This is a genomic window from Bradyrhizobium sp. 199 (assembly GCF_023073355.1).
Classification (GTDB): Bacteria; Pseudomonadota; Alphaproteobacteria; order Rhizobiales; family Xanthobacteraceae; genus Bradyrhizobium.
In genome coordinates this window covers 1-24,570 of the sequence record NZ_JADPJI010000012.1, presented here as the reverse complement: position 1 = coordinate 24,570, position 24,570 = coordinate 1, and the positions used below count along the sequence as shown (strand labels likewise).

Annotated in this window: 20 protein-coding genes; 6 read left to right on the top strand and 14 right to left on the bottom strand. The window is 64.3% G+C overall.

Annotated elements, in window-relative coordinates:
• Positions 1-18 precede the first annotated feature (18 nt).
• From lpdA to zapE, 9 genes are all read right to left on the bottom strand, one after another.
• Positions 19-1,419, bottom strand: coding sequence for a dihydrolipoyl dehydrogenase (gene lpdA, locus IVB28_RS29110; protein ID WP_247530964.1), 1,401 nt, complete (start codon positions 1,417-1,419; stop codon positions 19-21).
• 56 nt (positions 1,420-1,475) lie between these two features.
• Positions 1,476-2,237, bottom strand: coding sequence for an SDR family oxidoreductase (locus IVB28_RS29105; RefSeq protein ID WP_247530962.1), 762 nt, complete (start codon positions 2,235-2,237; stop codon positions 1,476-1,478).
• A 52-nt stretch (positions 2,238-2,289) separates the two neighbouring features.
• Positions 2,290-3,522 (bottom strand): 2-oxoglutarate dehydrogenase complex dihydrolipoyllysine-residue succinyltransferase, encoded by a 1,233-nt coding sequence (odhB, locus tag IVB28_RS29100; protein WP_247530960.1) that lies wholly within the window; start codon positions 3,520-3,522, stop codon positions 2,290-2,292.
• Positions 3,523-3,696: 174 nt separating this feature from the next.
• Positions 3,697-6,666 (bottom strand): 2-oxoglutarate dehydrogenase E1 component, encoded by a 2,970-nt coding sequence (locus tag IVB28_RS29095; protein WP_247530959.1) that lies wholly within the window; start codon positions 6,664-6,666, stop codon positions 3,697-3,699.
• A 137-nt stretch (positions 6,667-6,803) separates the two neighbouring features.
• Positions 6,804-7,688 (bottom strand): succinate--CoA ligase subunit alpha, encoded by an 885-nt coding sequence (gene sucD / locus IVB28_RS29090; protein WP_247530957.1) that lies wholly within the window; start codon positions 7,686-7,688, stop codon positions 6,804-6,806.
• 33 nt (positions 7,689-7,721) lie between these two features.
• On the bottom strand, positions 7,722-8,201 hold the full coding sequence (locus IVB28_RS29085; protein WP_247530955.1) for a DUF1579 family protein: 480 nt from the start codon (positions 8,199-8,201) through the stop codon (positions 7,722-7,724).
• 4 nt (positions 8,202-8,205) lie between these two features.
• The gene (gene sucC, locus IVB28_RS29080) at positions 8,206-9,402 is read right to left on the bottom strand and encodes an ADP-forming succinate--CoA ligase subunit beta (protein WP_247530953.1); all 1,197 of its coding nucleotides are present in this window, start codon (positions 9,400-9,402) and stop codon (positions 8,206-8,208) included.
• Between the two features lie 220 nt (positions 9,403-9,622).
• Positions 9,623-10,591 carry a malate dehydrogenase gene (mdh, locus tag IVB28_RS29075; RefSeq protein WP_247530951.1) on the bottom strand — a complete coding sequence of 323 codons (969 nt, stop codon included), beginning with the start codon at positions 10,589-10,591 and terminating at the stop codon, positions 9,623-9,625.
• A gap of 273 nt (positions 10,592-10,864) precedes the next feature.
• Positions 10,865-12,049, bottom strand: coding sequence for a cell division protein ZapE (zapE, locus tag IVB28_RS29070; RefSeq protein WP_247530950.1), 1,185 nt, complete (start codon positions 12,047-12,049; stop codon positions 10,865-10,867).
• 197 nt (positions 12,050-12,246) lie between these two features.
• Here zapE and IVB28_RS29065 point away from each other — a divergent pair, with 197 nt between their 5' ends.
• Together IVB28_RS29065 and IVB28_RS29060 are read left to right on the top strand one after the other, a co-directional pair.
• Positions 12,247-12,501: a type II toxin-antitoxin system VapB family antitoxin gene (locus tag IVB28_RS29065; RefSeq protein ID WP_247530948.1), complete on the top strand. Its 255-nt coding sequence runs from the start codon at positions 12,247-12,249 to the stop codon at positions 12,499-12,501.
• Positions 12,501-12,905 carry a type II toxin-antitoxin system VapC family toxin gene (locus tag IVB28_RS29060; protein ID WP_247530946.1) on the top strand — a complete coding sequence of 135 codons (405 nt, stop codon included), beginning with the start codon at positions 12,501-12,503 and terminating at the stop codon, positions 12,903-12,905. The genes IVB28_RS29065 and IVB28_RS29060 overlap by 1 nt, the downstream gene beginning before the upstream one ends.
• Before the next feature lie 19 nt (positions 12,906-12,924).
• On the opposite strand, the gene thpR is transcribed toward IVB28_RS29060, so the two are convergent.
• Both thpR and IVB28_RS29050 read right to left on the bottom strand, forming a co-directional pair.
• Positions 12,925-13,461 carry an RNA 2',3'-cyclic phosphodiesterase gene (gene thpR / locus IVB28_RS29055; protein WP_247530944.1) on the bottom strand — a complete coding sequence of 179 codons (537 nt, stop codon included), beginning with the start codon at positions 13,459-13,461 and terminating at the stop codon, positions 12,925-12,927.
• 173 nt (positions 13,462-13,634) lie between these two features.
• Positions 13,635-14,279 carry an arylesterase gene (locus IVB28_RS29050; RefSeq protein ID WP_247531021.1) on the bottom strand — a complete coding sequence of 215 codons (645 nt, stop codon included), beginning with the start codon at positions 14,277-14,279 and terminating at the stop codon, positions 13,635-13,637.
• 55 nt (positions 14,280-14,334) lie between these two features.
• Between IVB28_RS29050 and IVB28_RS29045 the strand changes: the two genes are divergently transcribed.
• From IVB28_RS29045 to IVB28_RS29030, 4 genes are all read left to right on the top strand, one after another.
• Positions 14,335-15,054 carry an ABC transporter ATP-binding protein gene (locus IVB28_RS29045; RefSeq protein ID WP_247530942.1) on the top strand — a complete coding sequence of 240 codons (720 nt, stop codon included), beginning with the start codon at positions 14,335-14,337 and terminating at the stop codon, positions 15,052-15,054.
• A complete protein-coding gene (locus tag IVB28_RS29040; RefSeq protein WP_247530941.1) occupies positions 15,051-17,621 on the top strand; it encodes an FtsX-like permease family protein in 2,571 nt (856 codons plus the stop codon). Before IVB28_RS29045 ends, IVB28_RS29040 begins: the two co-directional genes overlap by 4 nt.
• A 280-nt stretch (positions 17,622-17,901) precedes the next feature.
• A complete protein-coding gene (locus IVB28_RS29035; protein WP_246927145.1) occupies positions 17,902-18,693 on the top strand; it encodes a Bax inhibitor-1/YccA family protein in 792 nt (263 codons plus the stop codon).
• A 230-nt stretch (positions 18,694-18,923) separates the two neighbouring features.
• Positions 18,924-19,454 (top strand): GNAT family N-acetyltransferase, encoded by a 531-nt coding sequence (locus tag IVB28_RS29030; RefSeq protein ID WP_247530939.1) that lies wholly within the window; start codon positions 18,924-18,926, stop codon positions 19,452-19,454.
• Positions 19,455-19,565: 111 nt separating this feature from the next.
• On the opposite strand, the gene IVB28_RS29025 is transcribed toward IVB28_RS29030, so the two are convergent.
• The 3 genes from IVB28_RS29025 to acnA form a co-directional block, all read right to left on the bottom strand.
• A complete protein-coding gene (locus IVB28_RS29025) occupies positions 19,566-19,934 on the bottom strand; it encodes a DUF2794 domain-containing protein (protein WP_247530938.1) in 369 nt (122 codons plus the stop codon).
• Positions 19,935-20,553: 619 nt separating this feature from the next.
• Complete coding sequence (locus IVB28_RS29020) at positions 20,554-21,330, bottom strand: DUF1223 domain-containing protein (RefSeq protein WP_247530937.1); 777 nt, start codon at positions 21,328-21,330, stop codon at positions 20,554-20,556.
• A 230-nt stretch (positions 21,331-21,560) separates the two neighbouring features.
• Positions 21,561-24,281 (bottom strand): aconitate hydratase AcnA, encoded by a 2,721-nt coding sequence (gene acnA, locus IVB28_RS29015; RefSeq protein WP_247530935.1) that lies wholly within the window; start codon positions 24,279-24,281, stop codon positions 21,561-21,563.
• Positions 24,282-24,570 lie beyond the last annotated feature (289 nt).

The following is a 24,570-nucleotide window of genomic DNA, read 5'->3' as shown; positions in this document are numbered from 1 at the left end:
TCGGTCCTGGGCGCGTGCCTACATATGGATGGCCCGCTTGCCGACTGCAAGCGCGGCCTCCTTGATGGCCTCCGAGCGGGTCGGGTGGGCGTGGCAGGTGCGGGCGAGATCCTCCGCGCTGCCGCCAAACTCCATGAGAACGCAGGCTTCATGGATCATTTCGCCGGCTTCGCGGCCGATAATGTGCACGCCGAGCACGCGATCGGTCTTCGCATCTGCGAGAATCTTCACGAAGCCGTCCGTGGTCTGATTGACCTTGGAGCGGCCGTTGGCGGTAAAGGGAAACTTTCCGACGGTATAGGCTGTGCCCGCCTGCTTCAGTTCCTCTTCGGTCTTGCCGACGGAGGACACTTCCGGCGTGGTATACACGACGCCCGGGATCACATCGTAATTCACGTGGCCGGCCTGGCCGGCGATGATCTCGGCCACCGCAACGCCCTCATCCTCGGCCTTGTGCGCGAGCATCGGGCCCGCGACCACGTCGCCGATGGCATAGATCCCCTTCAGGCTGGTGGCGAAATGCGGATCGATCTGCACGCGGCCACGAGGATCGAGCGCAACGCCGGCCTCCTTCAGGCCGAGAGCATCCGTGTACGGCACGCGGCCGATGCAGACCAGCACGACGTCGGCTTCCAGCGTCTCGGCAGCGCCGCCGGCGGCGGGCTCGATCGTCGCCTTCAGCGACTTGCCCGAGGTGTCGACGGCCGTGACTTTGGCGGCAAGCTTGAACGCAAATCCCTGCTTTTCCAGGATGCGCTGGAATTGCTTGGCGATCTCGCCGTCCATGCCGGGCAGGATGCGATCGAGGAATTCAACCACGACGACTTCAGCGCCGAGGCGATGCCAGACCGAGCCGAGCTCGAGGCCGATCACGCCGGCGCCCACGATCAGCAGCTTGCCTGGGACCTTGTCCAGCGACAGCGCGCCGGTGGAGGAGACGATGCGCTTCTCGTCGATCTCGATGCCCTTGAGCCGCGCGATATCCGAGCCGGTGGCGATGACGATGTTCTTGGTCTCGACGACTTGCGACTTGCCGTCGGCGGAGACCTCGACCTTGCCGCTGCCGAGGATCTTGCCGGTGCCCTTGAGCACGTCGATCTTGTTCTTCTTCATCAGGAACTCGACGCCCTTGACGTTGCCGTCGATGCCCTGCTGCTTGAAGTTCATCATCGCGGGCAGATCGAGCTTCGGCGACGAGACCGACACGCCCATTTTCGCGAAGGAATGGCCGGCTTCCTCGAACATTTCTGAGGCGTGCAGCAGCGCCTTCGAGGGCATGCAACCGACGTTGAGGCAGGTGCCGCCGAGCGTGGCGTTCTTTTCGACCACGGCGACTTTCATGCCGAGCTGGCTGGCGCGCACCGCGCAGACATAACCGCCCGGTCCGGTGCCGATGACGACGAGATCGTAGGTAGCCATGAGAGAAAGTCCCGTGAGTTTAGCGTGATGAGGATGTGTCAGCGTCCGCCGGTGCGTCAGCGTCCGCCGGACACATCGAGAATGGCTGAGGTGACGTAGGAAGCCTCGTCCGACATCAGCCAGACGATGGCCTTGGCGATTTCGTCGGCGGTGCCGACGCGCTTCATCGGCACCAGATGGGCCAGACGATGGGCGCGGTCGGGCTCGCCGCCGGCGGCATGGATCTCGGTGTCGATCAGGCCAGGGCGAATGCCCGCGACGCGGATGCCTTCGCCCGCGACTTCATAGCCGAGGCCGATGGTGAAAGAATCGATCGCGCCCTTCGAGGCCGCATAGTCGACATAGGTGTTGGGCGCGCCGAGCCTGGCGGCGACCGACGACAGATTGACGATGACGCCGCCCTTGCCGCCGTGCTTGGTCGACATCCGCTTCACCGCCTCGCGCGCGCAGAGGATTGAGCCGGTGACGTTGACCGCCATCACGCGCTGGATGCGCTCGGCCGACATCTCGTCGACGCGTACGCCGCTTTGACCGACGATGCCGCCATTGTTGACCAGCGCGCCGAGCGTGCCGAACTTGTCGGCTTCCTTGAACAGCGCGAGGATGTCGCTTTCCTCGGCGACATCGCATTTCACCGCGATGGCCTTGCCGTTGCTGGCTTCGATCTGCGAGACCACCTCGTCGGCGGCGGTCTTGTTGCTGGCATAGCCGACCACGACGCGGAAGCCACGCGCGGCCGCCGCAATCGCGGTTGCGCGGCCGATGCCGCGGCTGCCGCCGGTGATGACAACGACTTTATCGGTCACGCGCGCCTCCATGGTTCGACACGCGCCGTCGCGAATGGCGACGGCGCTCGCAGAGCATCAGGGATCAGAGATCGAGTACCAGACGCGCCGGATCTTCCAGGCTTTCCTTGACGCGAACCAGGAAGGTGACGGCTTCCTTGCCGTCGATGACGCGGTGATCGTAGGACAGCGCCAGATACATCATCGGGCGGACCTCGACCTTGCCGCCGACGACCATCGGGCGCTCCTGGATCTTGTGCATGCCCAAGATGCCGGACTGCGGCGCGTTCAGGATCGGGGTCGACATCAGCGAGCCGTAGATGCCGCCATTGGTGATGGTGAAGGTGCCGCCCTGCATCTCGTCGATCTTGAGCTGGCCGTCGCGGGCGCGGCGACCGAAATCGGCGATGCCCTTCTCGATGTCGGCGATCGACTTGTGGTCGCAGTCGCGCACGACGGGCACCACGAGGCCCTTGTCGGTGCCGACGGCTACGCCGATGTGGTAGTAGTTCTTGTAGATCAAATCGGTGCCGTCGATCTCCGCGTTGACGGCCGGAATGTCCTTCAGCGCCTGCACGACGGCCTTGGTGAAGAAGCCCATGAAGCCGAGCTTACTGCCGTGCTTCTTCTCGAACGCATCCTTGTAGTGCGCGCGCAGCGCCATCACGTTGGTCATGTCGACCTCGTTGAAGGTCGTCAGCATGGCCGCGGTGTTCTGCACGTCCTTGAGCCGGCGCGCGATGGTCTGGCGCAGGCGGGTCATCTTGACGCGCTCTTCGCGGGCGGCATCATCGGCCGGCGAGGGGCTACGCACCTGCACGGCGGCGGCGGGCTGGTTGACCGGGGTCGGCGCGGAGGCCGCACGCTCGATCGCGGCGAGCATGTCGCCCTTGGTGACACGGCCGTCCTTGCCGGAGCCCGGAACGGTCGATGCGTCGACGCCGCTCTCGGCCGACAGTTTTCGCACGGAAGGCGCGAGCGGCGCATCGGCCGGCGGCGCCTTCGCAGCCGGAGCAGGTGCAGCCGCGGGAGCCGCAGCCGCAGCAGGCTTGGCAGGCGCGGCGGCCGGCTTGGCAGCGCCGACACCATCGGTGATCTGGCCGAGCAGCGCGCCGACCGCGACGGTGGTACCATCGGCGGCGATGATCTCGCTCAGCGTGCCGGCGGACGGCGCCGGGACTTCGATGGTGACCTTGTCGGTCTCGAGCTCCACCAAGGGTTCGTCGACGGCGACGGGATCGCCGGCCTTCTTGAACCAGCGGCCGATGGTGGCTTCGGTGACGGATTCGCCGAGCGTCGGCACACGAATTTCAGTCATGGTCTTTGTCCTTAGGGATCGCCAATGCGGTCATAAGTGCGGATGCCATCGCCTGCGAAAAGCAAGCCATCCAGCAAACCGGCGCTCGTACAGGGCACGGACGTCACGGCGTACCGGATGCCCCGCTTCAGTGCGCGCTTGCGCACGAGGCGGGGCATGACGCAGTTCAAAAATTCAGCTCAGTGCTTCGTCCAGGAACGCCTTCAGCTGCGCCTGATGCTTGGACATCAGACCCGTGGCGGTCGCAGCGGAAGCGGCACGGCCGACATAACGCGGACGCCGGCTCGCGCCGTTCACCTGGTTCAGCACCCATTCCAGATAGGGCTCGATGAAGTGCCAGGCGCCCATGTTGCGCGGCTCTTCCTGGCACCACACCACTTCGGCCTTCTTGAAGCGCGACAGCTCGGCCACCAGCGCCTTCAACGGCACCGGATAGAGCTGCTCGACGCGCATCAGGTAGATGTCGTCGATGCCGCGCTTCTCGCGCTCCTCGTAGAGGTCGTAATAGACCTTGCCGGAGCACAGCACGATGCGACGGACCTTCTCGTCAGGGACGAGCTTGATCGCCTCGCTCGGCTGCATCTGGGCGTCATCATAGAGGATGCGATGGAAGGTCGTGCCCTTCGCAAGCTCCTCGATGCGCGACACCGCCCGCTTGTGACGCAGCAGCGACTTGGGCGTCATCAGGATCAGCGGCTTGCGGATCTCGCGATGGAGCTGCCGCCGCAGCACATGGAAGTAGTTCGCCGGCGTGGTCGGATAGACCACCTGCATGTTGTCTTCGGCGCACATCTGCAGAAAACGCTCCAGACGCGCCGACGAGTGCTCCGGTCCCTGGCCCTCATAACCGTGCGGCAGCAGACAGACGAGACCGGACATACGCAGCCATTTGCGCTCGCCGGAGGAGATGAACTGGTCGAACACGACCTGCGCGCCGTTGGCGAAGTCGCCGAACTGGGCTTCCCACAGGGTCAGCGTGTTCGGCTCGGCGAGCGAATAGCCGTATTCGAAGCCGAGCACCGCTTCTTCCGACAGCAGCGAGTTGATGACCTCGTAATGGCCCTGCTCGTTGCCGAGATGGTTGAACGGCGTGTAGCGGCTCTCGTCCTCCTGGTCGATCAGGACCGAGTGACGCTGCGAGAAGGTGCCGCGCTCCGAATCCTGTCCGGACAGGCGGACGTGGTGGTTTTCCCGGAGCAGCGTGCAGAACGCCAGCGCCTCGCCGGTCGCCCAGTCGATGCCGTTGCCACTGTCGATCGCCTTGGAGCGGTTCTCCAGGAAGCGCTGGATGGTGCGGTGGGCGCGGAAACCGTCCGGGACCTTGGTGATCTTGCGGCCGATGTCCTTCAGCTCGGCGATGTCGACGCCGGTGACGCCGCGGCGGGCATCCTCTTCCTGGTCGGCGATCTTGAAGCCGGCCCACTTGCCGTCGAGCCAGTCGGCCTTGTTGGGCTTGTAGCCGGAGCCGGCCTCGAGCTCGGCATCGAGCCGCGCACGCCAGTCGGCCTTGGCCTTGTCGACCTCACCCTCGGTCAGCACGCCTTCGCTGATGAGGCGGCGGGCGTAGAGCTCGAGCGTGGAGGGATGCGCCGCAATCTTCTTGTACATCACCGGCTGGGTGAAAGCCGGCTCGTCGCCCTCGTTGTGGCCATGCCTGCGGTAGCAGAACATGTCGATGACGACGGGCTTGTGGAATTTCTGCCGGAACTCGGTCGCGACCTTGGCCGCGAACACGACGGCTTCCGGGTCGTCGCCGTTGACGTGGAAGATCGGCGCGTCGATCATCTTCGCGACGTCGGACGGATAGGGCGAGGAGCGCGAGTAACGCGGATAGGTGGTGAAGCCGATCTGGTTGTTGACGATGAAGTGCACGGAGCCGCCGGTGCGGTAGCCCTTCAGGTCGGAGAGACCGAAGCACTCGGCAACGACGCCCTGGCCGGCGAACGCGGCGTCGCCATGCATCAAGAGCGGCATCACGGAGATGCGCATATCCGGCGGGTCGCCGTGCTGGTCCTGCTTGGCGCGGACCTTGCCGAGCACGACGGGATCGACGATCTCGAGATGCGAGGGATTGGCGGTCAGCGACAGATGGATGCGGTTGCCGTCGAACTCGCGGTCCGAGGAGGCGCCGAGGTGATATTTGACGTCGCCCGAGCCCTCGACCGCATCGGGGTTGGCGGAGCCGCCCTTGAACTCGTGGAACAGCGCGCGGTGCGCCTTGCCCATCACCTGCGTCAGCACGTTGAGGCGGCCGCGATGCGGCATGCCGAGCACGATTTCCTTCACGCCGAGATTGCCGCCGCGCTTGATGATCTGCTCGAGCGCAGGGATCAACGATTCAGCACCGTCCAGGCCAAAGCGCTTCGTGCCGGTGAACTTGGTGTCGCAGAATTTTTCAAAACCCTCGGCTTCGACCAGCTTCATCAGGATGGCGCGACGGCCTTCGCGGGTGAAGGAGATCTCCTTGTCGGGTCCCTCGATGCGCTCCTGGATCCAGGCCTTCTGCGCGGCGTTGCTGATATGCATGAACTCGACGCCGAGCGTCTGGCAATAGGTGCGCTCGCAGATCGCCGTGATCTCGCGCAGGCTGCCATATTCGAGACCAAGCACGTGATCGAGGAAGATCTTGCGGTCGAAATCGGCTTCGCTGAAGCCGTAGGTGCGCGGGTCGAGCTCTTCGCGGTTGCGCGGGGCCTCGATGCCGAGCGGATCGAGCTTGGCGTGGAAGTGACCACGCATGCGGTAGGAGCGGATCAGCATCAGGGCGCGGACGGAGTCGCGGGTGGCCTGGAGCAGGTCGGCCGAGGAGATGTCGGCGCCCTTGTCGCCTCCCTTGGCCTGCGCCTTGGCGGCGATCTTGGCTCCGACCGCCTTCTCGACTTCGGCCCAATTGCCGTCCAGGGCGGAGGTCAGGTCATCCTGCGGGACCAGCGGCCAATTGGCGCGCTCCCAGGACGGGCCCTGGGCGTTCTTCCGGACATCCGCCGGCTGGTCGTTCAGGCTCTTGAAGAACTCCTGCCACTCGGCGTCGACCGAGGACGGGTCCTTCTCGTAGCGGGCGTAGATTTCGTCGATGTAGGTGGCGTTGGTGCCCTGCAAAAAGGAGGAGAGGGCAAAGGCTGCGTTCGCGTCCTGGCGAGACATACTTGAGTTCCTGGCGATTTCGGTTCGCGCATAACAAACGGCGCTGGCGCTGGGCTCCCCGGCAGAGGACCAGCGCGACAGGCACCATTTATCCTATTTGCTGCGAAACTTCGCCCGGAAAATTGCCAAGGAGTGAATTAGCCCTTCAACTTTTCGGCAAGCGTCTGCCCAAGGCGGGCGGGAGACGGCGACACTGTAATTCCTGCCGATTTCATCGCGTCGGTCTTGGAACCGGCATCGCCCTTGCCGCCGGAGATGATCGCGCCGGCGTGGCCCATGCGGCGGCCGGGAGGGGCGGTGACGCCGGCAATGAAGCCGACCATCGGCTTCTTGCGACCGCGCTTGGCCTCGTCCTTGAGGAACTGGGCCGCATCCTCCTCGGCGGAGCCGCCGATCTCGCCGATCATGATGATCGACTCGGTCTTGGGATCGGCGAGGAGCATCTCCAGGACGTCGATGAACTCGGTTCCCTTGACCGGGTCGCCGCCGATGCCGACCGCGGTGGTCTGGCCGAGGCCCTCCTGGGAGGTCTGGAACACGGCTTCGTAGGTCAGGGTGCCGGAGCGGGAGACGATGCCGACGCTGCCGGTCTTGAAGATGTTGGCCGGCATGATGCCGATCTTGCACTCGCCGGCGGTCATGACGCCCGGGCAATTCGGCCCGATCAGGCGCGACTTGGAGCCGGCCAGCGAGCGCTTCACCCGCACCATGTCGATGACCGGGATACCTTCGGTGATGCAGACGATAAGCGGGATCTCGGCATCGATGGCTTCGCAGATCGCATCCGCCGCACCCGGCGGCGGCACGTAGATCACGGAGGCGTCGGCGCCGGTCTTCTCACGCGCCTCGCGCACGGTATCGAACACCGGCAGGCCCAGATGCGTCGCGCCGCCTTTGCCCGGCGAGGTGCCGCCGACCATCTTGGTGCCGTAGGCAATCGCGGCCTCCGAGTGGAAGGTGCCGTTCTTGCCGGTAAAGCCCTGGCAGATGACCTTGGTGTTCTTGTCGATCAGGATGGACATGAGGTCTGCTTTCGCGAACTAACGAGTGAGAGGTCAGTGGATGCGGCGGTAGACGCCGGTGAGCACGTCGGCCCAGCCTTCCGCGTCCGGCGAGAACTGGATCTTCAACGAGTAGGAATCCTCATTGATGATTTCGTAGACGTGGCGCGCATTGCCGCGGAGCGAGCCGCGCACCAGCGTCAGGGTCTTGCCGACCCAGCCGCCGGAAGCGGGCGAGGGCGACGTGTAGCCGAGCGAGTCGTACCAGAACAATTTGTAGGTCCGGTCGTCGCGGTCGAACGTGAAGATGCCGTGGGTGGCGAACACCTGCTTGCCGTCGCGCATCTGGACACTGTCCTGGATCAAATAGAATCCATTGAGATCCATGCGCGAGACGGTGCGCGAGGTCGCCGGCCCGCCCGCCGTCCAGCGCGACGGGAGGACCACCTCTTCGCCATCCCATTCGCCGGCGAACGCGGCGAGACGCGCGTGCTCGGGGAGCGGAGATGATGCGGCGAGATGGTCCTGGGCCATGGCCTTAGCCTCCCTTGACGGCCTTCACGATCTTCTGCGCGGCGTCGTCGAGATTGTCGGCCGGCACCACGTTCAGGCCGGATTCCCGGATGATCTTCTTGCCGAGCTCGACATTGGTGCCTTCGAGGCGAACGACCAGCGGCACGCTGAGGCCGACTTCGCGCACGGCAGCGGTGACGCCCTCGGCGATCACGTCGCACTTCATGATGCCGCCGAAGATGTTGACCAGGATGCCCTTCACGTTGGGATCGGCGGTGATGATCTTGAAGGCGGCGGCGACCTTTTCCTTGCTGGCGCTGCCGCCGACGTCGAGGAAGTTCGCCGGCGACATGCCGTAAAGCTTGATGATGTCCATCGTCGCCATGGCAAGACCGGCGCCGTTGACCATGCAGCCGATGTTGCCGTCGAGAGTGACGTAGTTGAGGTCGTATTTGGACGCCTCGATTTCCTTGGCGTCTTCCTCAGTCTCGTCGCGCAGCGCGAGCACTTCAGGGTGACGGAACAGCGCGTTGTCGTCGAACGACACCTTGGCGTCGAGCACGCGGAGCTGGCCCTGCTTGGTCACGACCAGCGGGTTGATCTCCAGCATCGACATGTCCTTGGAGACGAACGCCGTGAACAGCTGCGCGGTGAGCTTCTCGGCCTGTTTGGCAAGATCGCCCGAGAGCTTCAGCGCGTTGGCGACGGTGCGGCCGTGATGGCCCATGATGCCGGTGGCCGGATCGACCGAGAAGGTCACGATCTTCTCGGGGCTGTTGTGTGCGACGTCCTCGATGTTGACGCCGCCTTCGGTCGACACCACGAACGACACGCGCGAGGTCTCGCGGTCGACCAGGATGGAGAGGTAGAACTCCTTGTCGATGTCCGAGCCGTCCTCGATGTAGAGGCGGTTGACCTGCTTGCCGGCAGGGCCGGTCTGGATCGTCACGAGGGTTGCGCCCAGCATCTGCTTGGCGAATTCGGTGACTTCAGCGGCCGACTTGGCGATACGGACGCCGCCCTTGTCGCCGGCGGAGGCCTCCTTGAACTTGCCCTTGCCGCGGCCGCCGGCGTGGATCTGGCTCTTCACCACCCAAACCGGGCCTGGCAGCGCCTTGGCGGCGGCTTCCGCATCCGCGGGCTTCAGGACCGGCACGCCCTTGGAGATCGCGACGCCGAACTCGTTCAGCAGCGCTTTGGCCTGATATTCATGGATGTTCATATAGTCGCTCCCTGAACCCGCGGGCGGTGACCTCTTGGGCCCACCTCAGTCTTGTGGCTGGCATACCATATACCACAGGAACTGCAACCCGGATTCTTTGACACCGATCTCTGGACTGCCGAACCCGGAACCCGCCAGCCTTCAACACATGATGCAGCCAGGCTCCGGAAATGAAACCGCCGAAGACCGGGTTTCGGTCTTCGGCGGGATTGGTTGCGCCTTAGCGGCCGAGAAGATCGGGGGCGATCTTCCTGCAGGCGTCGACCAGGCCCTGCACCGCGCCGACCGACTTGTCGAAGGCTTCGCGGTCCTTGCCGGCAAGCTCGATCTCGACGATGCGCTCGACGCCCTTGGAGCCGATCACGACGGGCACGCCGACATACATGTCCTTCACGCCGTATTCGCCGTTCAGGTACGCGGCCGAGGGCAGCACGCGCTTCTTGTCCCGCAGATAGCTCTCCGCCATCGCGATCGCGGAAGCCGCCGGCGCGTAGAAGGCCGAGCCGGTCTTGAGCAAATTGACGATCTCGGCACCGCCGTTGCGGGTACGGTCGACGATCTCGTCGAGGCGTGCCTGCGAGGTCCAGCCCATCTTGACGAGGTCGGGCAGCGGGATGCCGGCGACGGTGGAGTACTTCACCAGCGGCACCATGGTGTCGCCATGGCCGCCGAGCACGAAGGCGGTGACGTCTTCGACCGAAACGTTGAACTCATCGGCGAGGAAGTAGCGGAAGCGGGCCGAATCCAGCACGCCGGCCATGCCGACGACCTTCTTGTGCGGCAGGCCGGAAGCCTTCTGCAGCGCCCAGACCATCGCGTCGAGCGGATTGGTGATGCAGATGACGAAGGCGTCGGGCGCGTATTTCTTGATGCCGGCACCGACCTGCTCCATGACCTTGAGGTTGATGGAGAGGAGGTCGTCGCGGCTCATGCCGGGCTTGCGCGGCACGCCGGCGGTTACGATGCAGACCTTGGCATTGTCGAGCGCCTCGTAGGAGTTGGCGCCGGTGTAATGCGCGTCAAAACCGTCAACCGGCGAGGACTGCGCGATGTCGAGCGCCTTGCCCTGCGGCACGCCCTCGGCGATGTCGAACATCACGACGTCGCCGAGTTCTTTCAGGCCGATGAGGTGAGCCAGCGTTCCGCCGATCTGACCGGAGCCAATCAAAGCAATCTTGTCGCGCGCCATGTGAGCCTGTCCTTTAGACACGTAAGGAGGGGAAAACTGAGAGGGTGGTTATCCCTTTCGCCTCCCCCGTTCAAGTCGCCGGATGCCCATTTGTCGGGCTTGCCGCGAGAGCAGCCATACCGGGTCCGTCATTCCGGGATGCGCCCACAGGCGCAGGGCGGGGATCCACCGGGCGGCAGAGTTTGTGGCGCGATGAATTCCCAGGTGCGCAATTGCGCACCTGGGCTCGCGATGTTCGTCGCGTCCCGGAATGACAGCGCTGGCAAATAGGACTTAAGTCTCCACCAGCCCCTTGGTGGAGCCGCTTGCGGTGGAATCCTTGCGGCCGTGAGCCAGCGCCAGATAGGATTCCGAGCTCATCTCGATCAGGCGCGACGCCGTCCGCTTGAACTCCATGGCCTCGTTGCCCTCATGGGCGAGGTAGAGCGAGATCGGGTTGGCGTCGGCCGACGCCATCAGCTTCACCGCATTGTCATAGAGCGCGTCGATCAGCGTGATGAAGCGTTTGGCGGCGTTGCGCTGGGAGAGATCCATCACTGGAATATGGTCGACCAGGATGGTGTGGTAGTCGTGCGCCAGCCTGAGGTAATCGGATGCGCCGAGCGGCTTCTCGCAGAGGTCGGCGAACGAGAATCGCGCCACGCCATGAGCCGAGCACGGGACGTGCAGGATACGCCCCTTGATCGAAATATCGCGCGGCCGGCATTTGGCGCCACCCGACATTTTCGACCAGGCGCGGTCGAGGGCTGCGTCCGCGTCAACGTCCGCCGGCGTCAGCCACATCGGCACGCCCTGGAGCTTCTCCAGCCGGAAGTCGGTGCGCGCATCGAGCCGCGCGACGTCCATGTGGTCGGTGATCTGCTTGATGAAGGGCAGGAACAGCGAACGGTTGAGGCCGCCCTTGTAGAGATCGTCGGGGGCGACGTTGGAGGTCGCGACGACGACGGTGCCGAGCTCGAACAATCTGGCGAACAGGCGTCCCAGGATCATCGCGTCGGCGATGTCGGTGACGTGGAATTCGTCGAAGCAGAGCAGCCAGCTCTCCTCGAAGATCGCATTGGCGGTCAGCGCGATGACGTCGCCGTCGGCGATCTCGCCGCGCGCGATGCCCTGGCGATACTCGTAGATGCGCTCATGCACGTCCGCCATGAATTCGTGGAAATGCGCGCGCCGCTTGTGCTCGACGGTCGAGTGCTGGAAGAACAGGTCCATCAGCATGGTCTTGCCGCGGCCGACCTCGCCGTGGATGTAGAGCCCGCGCGGCGCCTCGTCCTTGTCGCCGCTGAACAGGCGGGCGAGCAGGCCCTGCTTGCGGAGCGGCGTATAGCTTGCGAGCCGCTGGTCGAGCGCCGCATAGGCTTCGGCAATTTCGGCCTGCGCGGCATCCGGCTCGATGGCGCCGGAGGCGATCTGGGCCTGATAGGCGTCGCCGAATGGGGAACTTGGGGTCGAGAGCATGGCCCTTTACCGCCAGAGGCCGGCGGAAATTGCAACTGCGTATTGGCGCAAAGGGAGATGTGCGCCCTCTAATTTGGTGCAGCGATCAGTTGCGGCCAACTTCGCCCCCCGCCCGTTCCACCTCCTTCTTGCCTTCCCGCCCTTCTTGCCTTCCGCCGAGGTAGAATATACCTATTCAGGCACCAAGGAACCTCAACATGGCCCTGAGCATCAAGGACCCCGAAACCGAGCAACTGGCGCGCAATCTCGCGCAATTGACCGGCGAGAACATCACAACCGCCACTAGGCGCGCCATCGAGGAGCGATTGCGCCGGCTCGGTGGTCAAAACAGTAAAGACGCGCTGCTCGAGGACATGGCCGAGATCAGGCGTCGCTGGAGCGAGATGCGCGTTGTGGACAACCACACGCCTGAGGAAATTCTCGGATACGACGAGCATGGATTGCCTCGCTGATGGTGATCGATACATCAGCGGTCGTGGCGATCGCACTCAATGAAGCCGATGCGGCGGAAATTGAGCGGCTGATTGTCGATGATCCGATCCGCCTGATCTCTGCAGCGACGGTGCTTGAGGCGACGATGGTGATCGAGACGCGACTGGGTGATGCAGGCGGGCGTGAGTTCGATCTCTGGCTCGTCAAGATCGGCGCCGAGATCGTCGCGGTGGATGCGGTGCTGGCCGATGCAACAAAGCGCGCCTGGCGACGCTACGGCAAGGGACGTCACGCTGCGTCGCTCAACTACGGTGATTGTTTTTCCTACGCGCTCGCCACGACTCGCGGCGAACCGCTCCTGTTCAAAGGAGAGGATTTTGCGAAGACCGACATCAACCGGTCAGGCGTGTCGCCGCTGCGGTGATGCACCGAGGTAACAGCCTTCACTCACACAGCTCGTAGGCGTCCTCGACGACATACGGGCCGCCGCCCGTCGAGGCCCGGGATGAGAACAGCACAAAACGCTCCGCCATGAACGTCTTGCTCGGGAAGTAGCCGCGCAGCGAGAGATAGTCGGCGACGTCGCGGTCGGTGGCATCGTGCAGCCGTGCGAGGGTGACATGCGGGATGAACTTGCGCCCCTCCGGGTTGAGACCGATCCGCTGCATCATGCGTTCGAGTTCGGCCTGCAAGTCCATCAGCGGCTTGCTCGGCGCGATCGTCGCAACGACTGCTCTCGGTTTGCGGCCGCCAAAACTCGTCAGCCCCTGCACCTTCACCTCGAACGGCTTGCGGTCGACGCGAAACAGCAACGAGGCGATCTCGTTGGCGGAGACGCCGTCGATATCGCCGATGAAGCGCAAGGTGACGTGATAATTTTGGGGATCGATCCACCGGGCGCCGGGAAGGCCGCCCCTCAAGTTGGAAAGCGACTGGCCGATCTCGGCCGGAATTTCCAGACCCGTGAACAAACGCGGCATCGTTTCGCACTCCCGATGCTTGGGTACGATCCCTCAGCAGGATCATATCCAGATTTAGAGCCGGCGACGAATCACCGGTACCCTGATTCCTATCGCAGTTGTGTGACTCTGCGAAGCTTGGCCCGCCTCAACCCGGTAAAACCCTGGGTATGAAGGCTGACGTTGCCTGCATTTCAACTTCGTTGCCCAGCGATCGTGCCTATGAATGCCTCCACCGTGGGCATGATTTTGCCAACGATGATGTCGACGCCGGCCGCGGTCGGATGAATGCCGTCGGCCTGGTTGAGCTTGGCATCGGCGGCGACGGCGTCGAGGAAAAACGGATAGAGCGGCACGTCGAATTTTTTCGCAAGCTCCGGATAAATCGAATTGAAGCGGGCGGCATAATCGGCGCCGTAGTTCGGCGGCGCCAGCATGCCGCAGAGCATGACCGCAATCTTGCGCGCCTTGAGCCGCTGGATGATGTCGGTGAGCGCGGCGCGCGTCAGATCGGGATCGATGCCGCGCAGCGCATCGTTGGCGCCGAGCTCGACGATAACGCCCTCGGTTCCTTCCGGCACCGACCAGTCGAGCCGGTCGCGGCCGCCGGAGGTGGTGTCGCCGGACACCCCGGCATTGGTCATGTCGACCGCTATGCCTTTGGCTTGCAAGGCTTTTTGAAGTTTTTGGGGAAACGCCTCCTGAGCCGGAAGGCCGAGACCGGCACTCAAGGAATCGCCGAGAACCACCAGCCTGATCGGCTTGGCCCCTGGCTGCGCCTGTGCCGACGCGTTTGTCGCGATCGTCATCAAAACGAGCATCAACACGGCTATGTGCATGAACAATCCGTAACGCCTCTCGACCGCGCTATCGGAGTTGCCATATGACCGGACCATGGACACTCGCATCGAAACCTCTTCGCTCGCCGCTGCCGCGGACACTATCGCCATCACCAACGTCAATCTCTCATTGGGTACGGGGGCGGCACGCGTTCACATCCTCAAGGATATCAGCTTGCGGGTCGCCTCGGGCGAGGCGATCGGCCTGATCGGCCCGTCAGGCTCGGGCAAATCCACGCTGCTGATGGTGATGGCGGGGCTGGAGCGTCCTGATAGCGGAGAGGTGGTGGTATCAGGCACGCCTTTCAATGCCCTCGACGAGGACGCGCTGGCTCGCTTCCGCGGTCGCCAGGTCGGCATCGTCTTCCAGTCCTTTCACTTGATCCCGACCATGACGGCGCTGGAGAACGTCGCGGTGCCGCTCGAGCTCGCGGGCAATCCGGACGCAGCAAAGCGCGCGGCGCAGGAGCTGCAATCGGTCGGGCTCGGCGATCGCCTGCATCATTATCCGACGCAGCTCTCCGGCGGCGAGCAGCAGCGCGTTGCGCTCGCCCGCGCGCTGGCGCCCGATCCCGCCATCCTCGTCGCCGACGAGCCGACCGGCAATCTGGATGAGGCCACGGGAAAGCAGATTGTCGATCTCCTGTTCAACAAGCATGCCGAGCGCGGCATGACGTTGGTGCTGGTCACGCACGATTCCTCGCTCGCGCATCGCTGCGATCGCGTGATCCGCCTGCGCTCGGGCCGCATCGACACGCAGTCGGCGCCGGCATGAGCACGGCGGCCGAACCCTTCGCCAAGGCGGGCGGCGTTGCGCTGTCGCTGCGTTATGCGCTACGCGAATTGCGCGGGGGCCTGCGCGGCTTCTACGTCTTCATCGCCTGCATCGCGCTCGGCGTGATGGCAATCGCCGGCGTCGGCTCGGTCTCGGCGAGCCTCTCCGACGGCCTCGCCCGCGAAGGCCGCACGCTCCTCGGCGGCGACGTCTCCTTCGTGCTGTTCCAGCGCGAAGCGAAACCTGAAGAGGTCGCCTTCCTGCGCTCGCGCGGCACGGTGTCGACGGCCGCCACCTTGCGCGGCATGGCGCGCGCCGCCGATGGCCAGCTCGCTCTGGTCGAGATGAAGGCGGTCGACGACACCTATCCGATGCTGGGCCAGCTCAAGCTTGCGCCGCAGCTGGCGATGCCCGATCTGCTTGCGGAACGCGACGGTGCGTTCGGCGCGGCCGCCGATCCGACGCTACTGGCGCGGCTGTCGCTAAAGACCGGCGATCGCGTCACCATTGGCGCTGCGACCTTCCAGATCCGCAGCACGGTCGAGGCCGAGCCCGACAAGCTCGCCGGCGGCATCGGCTTCGGCCCGCGCTTCCTGATCAGCGAGGCGGGCCTGCGGGCCACCGGCCTCGTCCAGCCCGGCAGCCTGGTGCGCTGGGTGTACCGGGTGAAGCTGCCGGATCCTTCGAACAACGAGCGCGCCACCGACGCCTTCATCGCGGATGCGCGCAACGCCGCACCGCAGGCGGGCTGGGAGATCCGCAGCCGCTCCAACGCTTCGCCGCAGCTCGAGCGCAACATCAACCGATTTACTCAGTTCCTGACCCTGGTCGGCCTCGCCGCGCTGCTGGTCGGCGGTGTCGGCGTGGCCAATGCCGTGAAGAGCCATATCGACCGCCGGCTCGAAGTGATCGCAGCCCTCAAGGCCGTCGGCGCCACTGGGCGCGACGTGTTCGGCATCTATCTGACGCAGGTTCTCCTGCTCGCGGGCATCGGCTCGATCATCGGCCTTGCGCTCGGCGCCGCCATGCCCTTCGTCATCGTCGGCCTGTTCGGCAAGCTCTTGCCGCTGCCGGTGGTGCCGGCCGTGCATGCCGACGAGCTCGCGCTGTCCTTCGTCTATGGCCTGCTGACCGCGCTCGCCTTCGGCCTGTGGCCGCTCGGGCGGGTGCACGACGTGCCGGTGGCCGCGCTGTTTCGCGACACCATCAGCTCGGAATGGCACCGGCCGCGCGTGGGCTATCTCGTGTTCATGGGTGTCGTGATTGCGCTGCTCGTCGCGGTCGTAATCGGGCTCTCTTTCGACAAGCGCATCGCCGCCGTGTTCGTGGCGTCGTCGGTGGTCGTGTTCGCCCTGCTGCGCGGCATCGCCGTCCTGCTGATGGCAACCGCGCGGCGGCTGCCGCGGTCACGGCTGCCGATGCTGCGGCTTGCGATCGCCAACATCCACCGGCCCGGCGCGCTGACGCCCTCGGTCGTGCTGTCGCTTGGGCTCGGGCTGGCAGTGCTCGTCACCATCACCCAGATCGACGGCAATCTGCGCCGGCAGTTCCTGGCGGCGCTGCCCGACCAGGCGCCATCGTTCTTCTTCATCGATATCCCGAGCACGCAGGCCGAGCAATTCGACGGTTATCTGCGCCAGATCGCGCCGGGTGCGAAGGTCGAAGACGTGCCGATGCTGCGCGGACGCATCGTCGCGGCGCGCGGCCTTCGCGCCGAGGAGCTCAAGCCGAGCACCGATTCCGAATGGGTGCTGCAGAGCGACCGCGGCCTGACCTATACGGGGGAGCTGCCGAAGGGTTCCAAGGTGGTCGAGGGCGAATGGTGGCGTGCGGACTATTCCGGCCCGCCGCTGGTCTCCCTGGAGAAGAAGATCGCCGACGGGCTCGGCCTCAAGCTCGGCGACGAAGTCGTGGTCAACGTGCTCGGCCGCGACATTCCGGCGAAAATCGGCAATCTGCGCACCATCGACTGGCAGGGACTCGGCATCAACTTCGTTCTCGTATTCTCGCCGAACGCCTTCAAGGGCGCGCCGCACACCCACATCGCGACGCTGACGGAAACGGGCGGAAATGCGGCAGGCGACGGCAAGATCATCAAGCAGGTCGCCGACGCCTATCCGATGGTCACGAGCGTGCGCGTGCGCGAGGTGATGGAGACGGTCGGCTCGGTGGTGACCAATCTGGCGCTGGCTATTCGCGGCGCCAGCGCCGTGACCCTGATCTCGGCAATCCTGGTGCTCGGCGGGGCGCTTGCCGCCGGCCATCGCCACCGGGTCTATGATGCGGTGATCCTGAAGACGCTGGGCGCGACGCGGCTGCGGTTGCTGGGCGCCTATGCGCTCGAATATCTCCTGATCGGGCTCGCCACCGCATTGTTCGGCGTGATCTCCGGCAGCATCGCGGCCTGGATGATCGTGACGCGGCTGATGACGCTGAGCTTCGTCTGGCAGGCCGGCAGCGCGGCGGGCGTCGTGGCGGCCGCCCTGGTCGTCACGGTCGGGCTCGGGCTCGCGGGCACGCTGCTGGCGCTGAACAAAAAGCCCGCGACGGTGTTGCGGAATTTGTGACAAATTGAAGCGGAGGATCAAGCCGGGCGAAAATCCCCCGGTTTCCGCGATTAGCCACGTCGCTCGTCAGGTTCGCGTCAGGATTGCCGCCAAGGGCGACATTCAGCCGCGCGTGGAAGGTTGCAGCGGATGTGTTAGTTTCCCACATATCGAATGGGTTCGGAGCCCCCATTGTTAGCCAAAATTTAGTCGGCTGGCCTTGGTATCCGAGATAGAATTTGACGAACCGGCGGCATGGCGACCCTCATGCCGGACCGGACCAACCAACGGGAATTCGACCATGTCGGACCTAGACCGTAACTACGCTTCTCCTTTCGGCAGGGCCGCCGGGCGTGTTGACGCCGCGACGGTCGATGCCGGCCTGCGCGCCTACATGCTGCGCATCTACAACTACATGAGCATTGGCCTGGCCATCACCGGTCTTGCCGCGCTCGGCGTCTATATGGCCGCCGTGACCGACGTTCCGACCGCGGACGCGGTCCGCGTCGGCAAGCTGTTCCTGACGCCGTTCGGCTACGCGATGTTCGTCAGCCCGCTGAAGTGGCTGTTCATGCTCGCGCCGCTCGCCATGGTGTTCGTGATCTCGGCGGGCATCAACCGTCTCGCCCCCTCGACCGCCCAGATCCTGTTCTGGGTGTTCGCGGCACTGATGGGCATCTCGCTGTCGTCGATCTTCCTGGTGTTCACGCACACTTCGATCGTGCGGGTGTTCTTCATCACCGCGGCGACCTTCGGTGCGCTCAGCCTCTACGGCTACACCACCAAGCGTGACCTGACCGGCATGGGCTCGTTCCTGTTCATGGGCCTGATCGGCATCATCATCGCGAGCCTGGTGAACCTCTTCCTGGCCAGCTCGATGCTGCAGTTCATCGTGTCGGTGGTCGGCGTGCTGGTGTTCGCGGGCCTCACCGCCTGGGACACCCAGCGGCTGAAGAACGACTACATCTACGGCTACGCCTCGGCCGGCGGTGAAATCGCAGAGCGCGCCGCCATCACCGGCGCACTGTCGCTGTACCTGAACTTTATCAACCTGTTCACGCTGCTTCTGCAGCTCCTCGGCCAGCGCGACTAAGCGACCGGCCCGAGAGAACGGACACGAACCCCGGCCGAGAGGCCGGGGTTTTTGTTTGGGGCCCGACTGCCCCCGCAAACACCGTCCTTGCGCGCGAAGCGAAGCAATCCAGAGTGCCTCCACGGATGCATTTCTGGATTGCTTCGTCGCAAGGGCTCCGCGCAATGACGGAGGGTGTGGCAACGCCGTTGCCCCTTCCAGCCCCTGCGCGAACGCTCTAATCTCGCTTCATGACCGCACCCGAAATCAGGCCCACCCTTGAGGCCGACCTTCCCGCCATTACCGCCATCTACCAGCAGGCTGTCCGCGAGGGCACGGCGACGTTCGAGCTGGAGCCGCCTGACCTCTCAGAGATGACGCGCCGCTACCGCGTGCTGGTCGACGGCGGCTATCCTTATTTCGTCGCCATCCTCGACGGCCGCGTGGCCGGGTATGCCTATGCGGGCGCCTACCGGCCGCGGCCGGCCTATCGCTTCACGGTCGAGAACTCGATCTATCTCGACCCCTCCTTCCACCGGCGCGGTCTCGGCTCCCTGCTGCTCGAGCGGCTGATCACCGAATGCGAGGCGCGCGGCTTCCGCCAGATGATCGCGGTGATCGGGGATTCCGCGAACGCCGGCTCAATCGGCGTGCACACCAAGGGCGGCTTCAAGATGATCGGCACGCATCCCAATGTCGGGCTGAAATTCGGCCGCTGGCTAGACACGGTGATGATGCAGCGCGACCTCGGCGAGGGCGCCAGCAGCGTCCCGGCAAAGTAGGTCTCGTCGCGCGGGCAAAGCGTCGGCGTGCCGACGATCTGCCGCGCTCGATAACGGACGTGGGCACGGCGCTGCGCGCCTCTGCCCATCCTATGGCACCGTCCGTGCGGCTTACACCACCGCCAGCTTGCGATCGATCACCAGCAGCACGCGCTCCAGCTCTTGGCCGCGTCGCAGAATCAAGCCTGTCGCCGAGATCACGCTGTACATGCCCTGCTTGCGCGCCAGCCGCGGATCCTTCTCGATGCGATAGATTGGTACTTCCGAGGCACGGCGATAGACCGAAAACACGGCCCGATCCCTGAGGAAGTCGATGGCATAGTCGCGCCATTCGCCGTCGGCGACCATGCGGCCGTACAGATTGAGAATACGGTGCAGCTCGATCCGGTTGAATGTCACGCGGCTGGGTTGCGAATTCGCAGCGGCGGGACGCGCCGCCCCGCGCTGCTCGCTCGGATCGGCATCCTCCGACAGACTCATGGAAGCGCGCCTCCTCGTCGCACGACATGACCCAGACCTACGTCCGCGAAAACCGTCTCCGGAGCCGCGGATCATGACAGGGGTATGATTGCGCCAACCGTTCCCCGCCGCAAGGCCCCTTGATGGAACTCGCCGGTTCAACTTATTGGAATCGGGAGACACGCCGAGGTGGAACTTCCTCGCGGCAAACCGTCACGGGATCGTTAGCAGTAATCATAGTCTCGCCGCTTTTCCGCCAAGCGACTGCCGCCCTGCATTGCGAAAAGACTCACGTGCGTTGACCCGGTCCTTTCGGCTCCGGATTCCTCAGCCCCCAGCCCCCCGGGGTCGAACAGGATCGGGTCTGTACGCGCAACAAGGAGGGCCAACGCAAGTTGGTCCTTTTTTGTTTATGTCGGTATGTTCTGCCTCACCCATTCCTCTCCACACCGCGCAGAGTCCTCCCCTCATCCTGAGGAGCCGCGAAGCGGCGTCTCGACGGATCGAGGCCGAGTTGCATCATCGGGGCCTGCATGGTTCTCGCGGCGATGCGCAGCATCGTCCGCCACGCGCGCAAGGGCGCGCTCCTCACCATGAGGGTTGCGAATGTGTTCGGGTCGGAAGATTCGAAGCGCGCGCTTCAGTGCAGCGACGTGTACGCCGCGCCCAGCATCGGGCCGGGCTTCTCCCGGCTGCCGTTCTGGACATAGACCACCGCGCCGTCGACGCCGTCGCGCGTGAGGTTTTCGATTGGCACCGTCCAGCTTTCCGGGCGCCCGGTCCAGTCGCCGACCTTGAGCAGGTTGCGCACCACGTTGTGATAGGTGACCTGCTGCCCGCGATTCTCGCCGCGGGTGATCGCGATCGGCACCGACTTGGCGATCGAGCAGATCCAGACCTCGCCATGCGAGGCAGTCGGCTCGTTGCTCGCGGCCACCGACACGTTGATCTGCTTGCCCGCGAGCGACATCGTCACCGCCACGCTCATCACGCCCTTGCCCTTATCGGCTTTGCCGATGGCATTCTCGATGCCGGTACGGTCGCTGCCGATGACGTGCGTCGAGCCGTTGACCACGACCTGCGGCGTGTAGACCTCGCGGTCGCCCCGCATGCGCGAATAGGCACGCTGTCGTGCAGAGAAGCGCGAATCCGCCAGCGTGTCCTTCCAGCCGAGATAGTCCCAATAATCGATTGGCATGCTCAGCGCGATGATCGATGGGTCTTTGGAGAGATCGCCGATGATCTGGTCGGCGGGCGGACATGAGGAGCAGCCCTGCGAAGTAAACAATTCGACAACGGCGCGCGGTTCAGCCTCGGCAGGACGGATGACGGCGACGATCGCACAGATGCCGAGTGCTCCCGACCAGAGGGCACCGGACCAACGTGAAACCAGATGAGAAGCCGTCATTGTTGTCATGTCGAACGCCGCACACCATTGCTCGTGGGAAGGGATCTTATCGCCGGATGGTCACCGTAGTCTTACGGGGCGCAGCACACTCGACCGTCCGGGAAACCGTCTAAATGAGGTTTTCCGCTGGGCCGGCCCATCTAGAGCATGCCGCAACGCATGAAGGCGGCCTTGTGATAGGCCGCCTTCGTTCAGTCTTCTACTCACTTCGCAGTGAGCCATCGTTCACAAATCCGCGCTTATGCCGCGAGCTTGCGCAGCACGTAGTGCAGGATACCGCCGTTGCGGTAGTAGTCGAGCTCGTCCAGCGTATCGATGCGGCAGAGCAGCGAAACGCGCTGCAACGAGCCGTCGCCGGAGACGATCTCCGCGGTCAGCTTCTGGCGCGGCTTGAGGTCGCCGACGAGGCCACGCAGCGTGACCTTCTCATCGCCCTTCAGGCCGAGCGACTGCCAGGAGGTGCCTTCCTCGAAGGTCAGCGGCAGCACGCCCATACCGACCAGGTTGGAGCGATGGATGCGCTCGAAGCTCTGGCAGACCACGGCGCGCACGCCGAGCAGGCGGGTGCCCTTGGCAGCCCAGTCGCGCGAGGAGCCGTTGCCGTATTCGGCACCGGCGAACACCACCAGGGGCACCTGCTCCTGCTGGTACTTCATAGCCGCGTCGTAGATCGACATCTGCTCGCCGTCGGGCCAGTGCTTGGTGAGGCCACCTTCCGGAATATTTCCGTCGGCACCCTTGAGCATGAAGTTCTTGATGCGGATGTTGGCGAAGGTGCCGCGCATCATCACTTCATGGTTGCCGCGGCGCGTGCCGTACTGGTTGAAGTCGGCGGGACGCACCTGGTGCTCGCTGAGATATTTGCCCGCGGGCGAGGTGAGCTTGATGGATCCGGCCGGCGAGATGTGGTCGGTGGTGATCTTGTCGCCGAACATGGCGAGGATGCGCGCCTCGACGATGTCGGTGACCGGCTCCGGCTCCTTCTTCATGCCGTCGAAATAGGGCGGGTTCTGCACGTAGGTCGAAGACATATTCCAGCGATAGGTCTCGCTCTCGACGGTCTTGATCTTGCGCCAGTTGGTGTCGCCCTTGAACACGTCGGCATACTTCTTCTTGAAGATCGACGCGGTCACGAACTTCTTCATGAAGGCGTTGATCTCCTTCGTCGTCGGCCAGATGTCCTTGAGGTACACCGGCTTGCCGTCCTTGCCCTCGCCGAGCGGCTCGACGGCGAGGTTCTTGGTGACGCTGCCCGCGAGCGCGTGGGCGACGACCAGCGGCGGCGAGGCCAGATAGTTCGCCTGCACGTCCGGCGAGACTCGGCCTTCAAAGTTGCGGTTGCCGGAGAGCACGGCAGCGGCGACGATGCCGTTGTCGTTGATCGACTTCGAGATCTCCTCAGGCAGCGGACCGGAATTGCCGATGCAGGTGGTGCAGCCGAAGCCGACCAGGTTGAAGCCGACCTTGTCGAGATCCTTCTGCAGACCGGAATCCGCGAGATAGCCCGCGACCACCTGGCTGCCCGGAGCGAGCGAGGTCTTCACCCACGGCTTGGCCTTGAGGCCCTTCGCCGCGGCGTTGCGCGCCAGGAGGCCGGCGCCGATCAGCACGCTCGGGTTCGAGGTGTTGGTGCAGGAGGTGATGGCAGCGATCACGACGTCGCCGTGGCCGATGTCGAAGTTCTTGCCTTCGACAGGGAAGCGCTTCGCCGGCTCTTCAGCCTTCTTGTACTCGCTGGCGAGCGCGAGCGAGAAGCCTTCGGCCACCGACGGCAGCGCGATGCGGCCTTCGGGGCGCTTCGGACCGGCCATCGAGGGAACGACGTCGGCGAGGTCGAGCGTCAACGTCTCCGTGAACACCGGGTCGGCCGACTTGGCCGTGCGGAACAGGCCTTGCGCCTTGGCATAGGCCTGCACCAGCGCGACGCGCGCCGGGGCGCGGCCGGAGGTCTTGAGATAATCGATCGTGGCGGCATCGACCGGGAAGAAGCCGCAGGTCGCGCCGTATTCGGGCGCCATGTTGGCGATGGTCGCCTTGTCGGCGACGGAGAGATTGTCGAGGCCGGGGCCGAAGAATTCGACGAACTTGCCGACGACGCCGAGCTTGCGCAGCATCTGCGTCACGGTGAGCACGAGGTCGGTCGCGGTGACGCCTTCCTTCATCGCGCCCTTCAGCTTGAAGCCGACGACATTGGGCAGCAGCATCGACAGCGGCTGGCCGAGCATGCAGGCTTCCGCCTCGATGCCGCCGACGCCCCAGCCGAGCACGGCGAGACCATTGACCATGGTGGTGTGGGAATCGGTACCGACCAGCGAATCCGGATAAGCGACCTCGAAGGTGCCGGTCTTCTTGCCGACCGTCATCTTCTCCTTCTTGGTCCAGACCGTCTGGGAGAGATATTCGAGATTGACCTGGTGGCAGATGCCGGTGCCGGGCGGCACGACGGAGAAGTTCGAGAACGCCTTCTGACCCCACTTGAGGAACTCGTAGCGCTCCTGGTTCTGCTTGTATTCCTCCGCGACGTTCTTGCCGAAAGCCTTGTTGTCACCGAAGAAGTTCACGATCACGGAGTGGTCGATGACGAGGTCGACCGGCACCAGCGGATTGATCTTCTCGGCATCGCCGCCGAGCTTCTGCATCGCGTTGCGCATCGCGGCAAGATCCACCACCGCGGGCACGCCGGTGAAGTCCTGCATCAGCACGCGGGCCGGACGGAACGCGATCTCATGCTCCAGCGACTTCTTGCGCAGCCATTTCGAGACGGCGACGATGTCCTCTTTCTTGACCGAACGCCCGTCCTCGTTGCGCAGCAGGTTCTCGAGCAGGACCTTCATCGAATAAGGAAGCTTGGAAATTCCCGTCAGACCATTCTTCTCGGCCGTGGGCAGGCTGTAATAGACATAGGTCTTGGCGCCGACCTTGAGGGTCTTTTTGCATTTGAAGCTGTCGAGCGAGGTCATCTAGGAAATCCCAATGGTTCGTTATACCCGGCAGGGTATCTCTTAACACCGTCAGCGTATCAGGCTGGGCCGCTTGCAGAGGCAGGTTGAGTTGCTGCATCAAGTAGTTCCGGGCTTATAGAAGCTTTCTAACCGCGCCGCCACAGCCACAATCGTGCCCCAGCAACCGCGAGCCAAAAATTCCCATACGCTACCCCAAGCTTTCCTGAGGGCCGGCTTTGAGTGACTTGAAACCAGGCGAGATGCAGCTCTCCGGACGCGGGGTGACTTGCGTGCGCGGCGGCCGCGA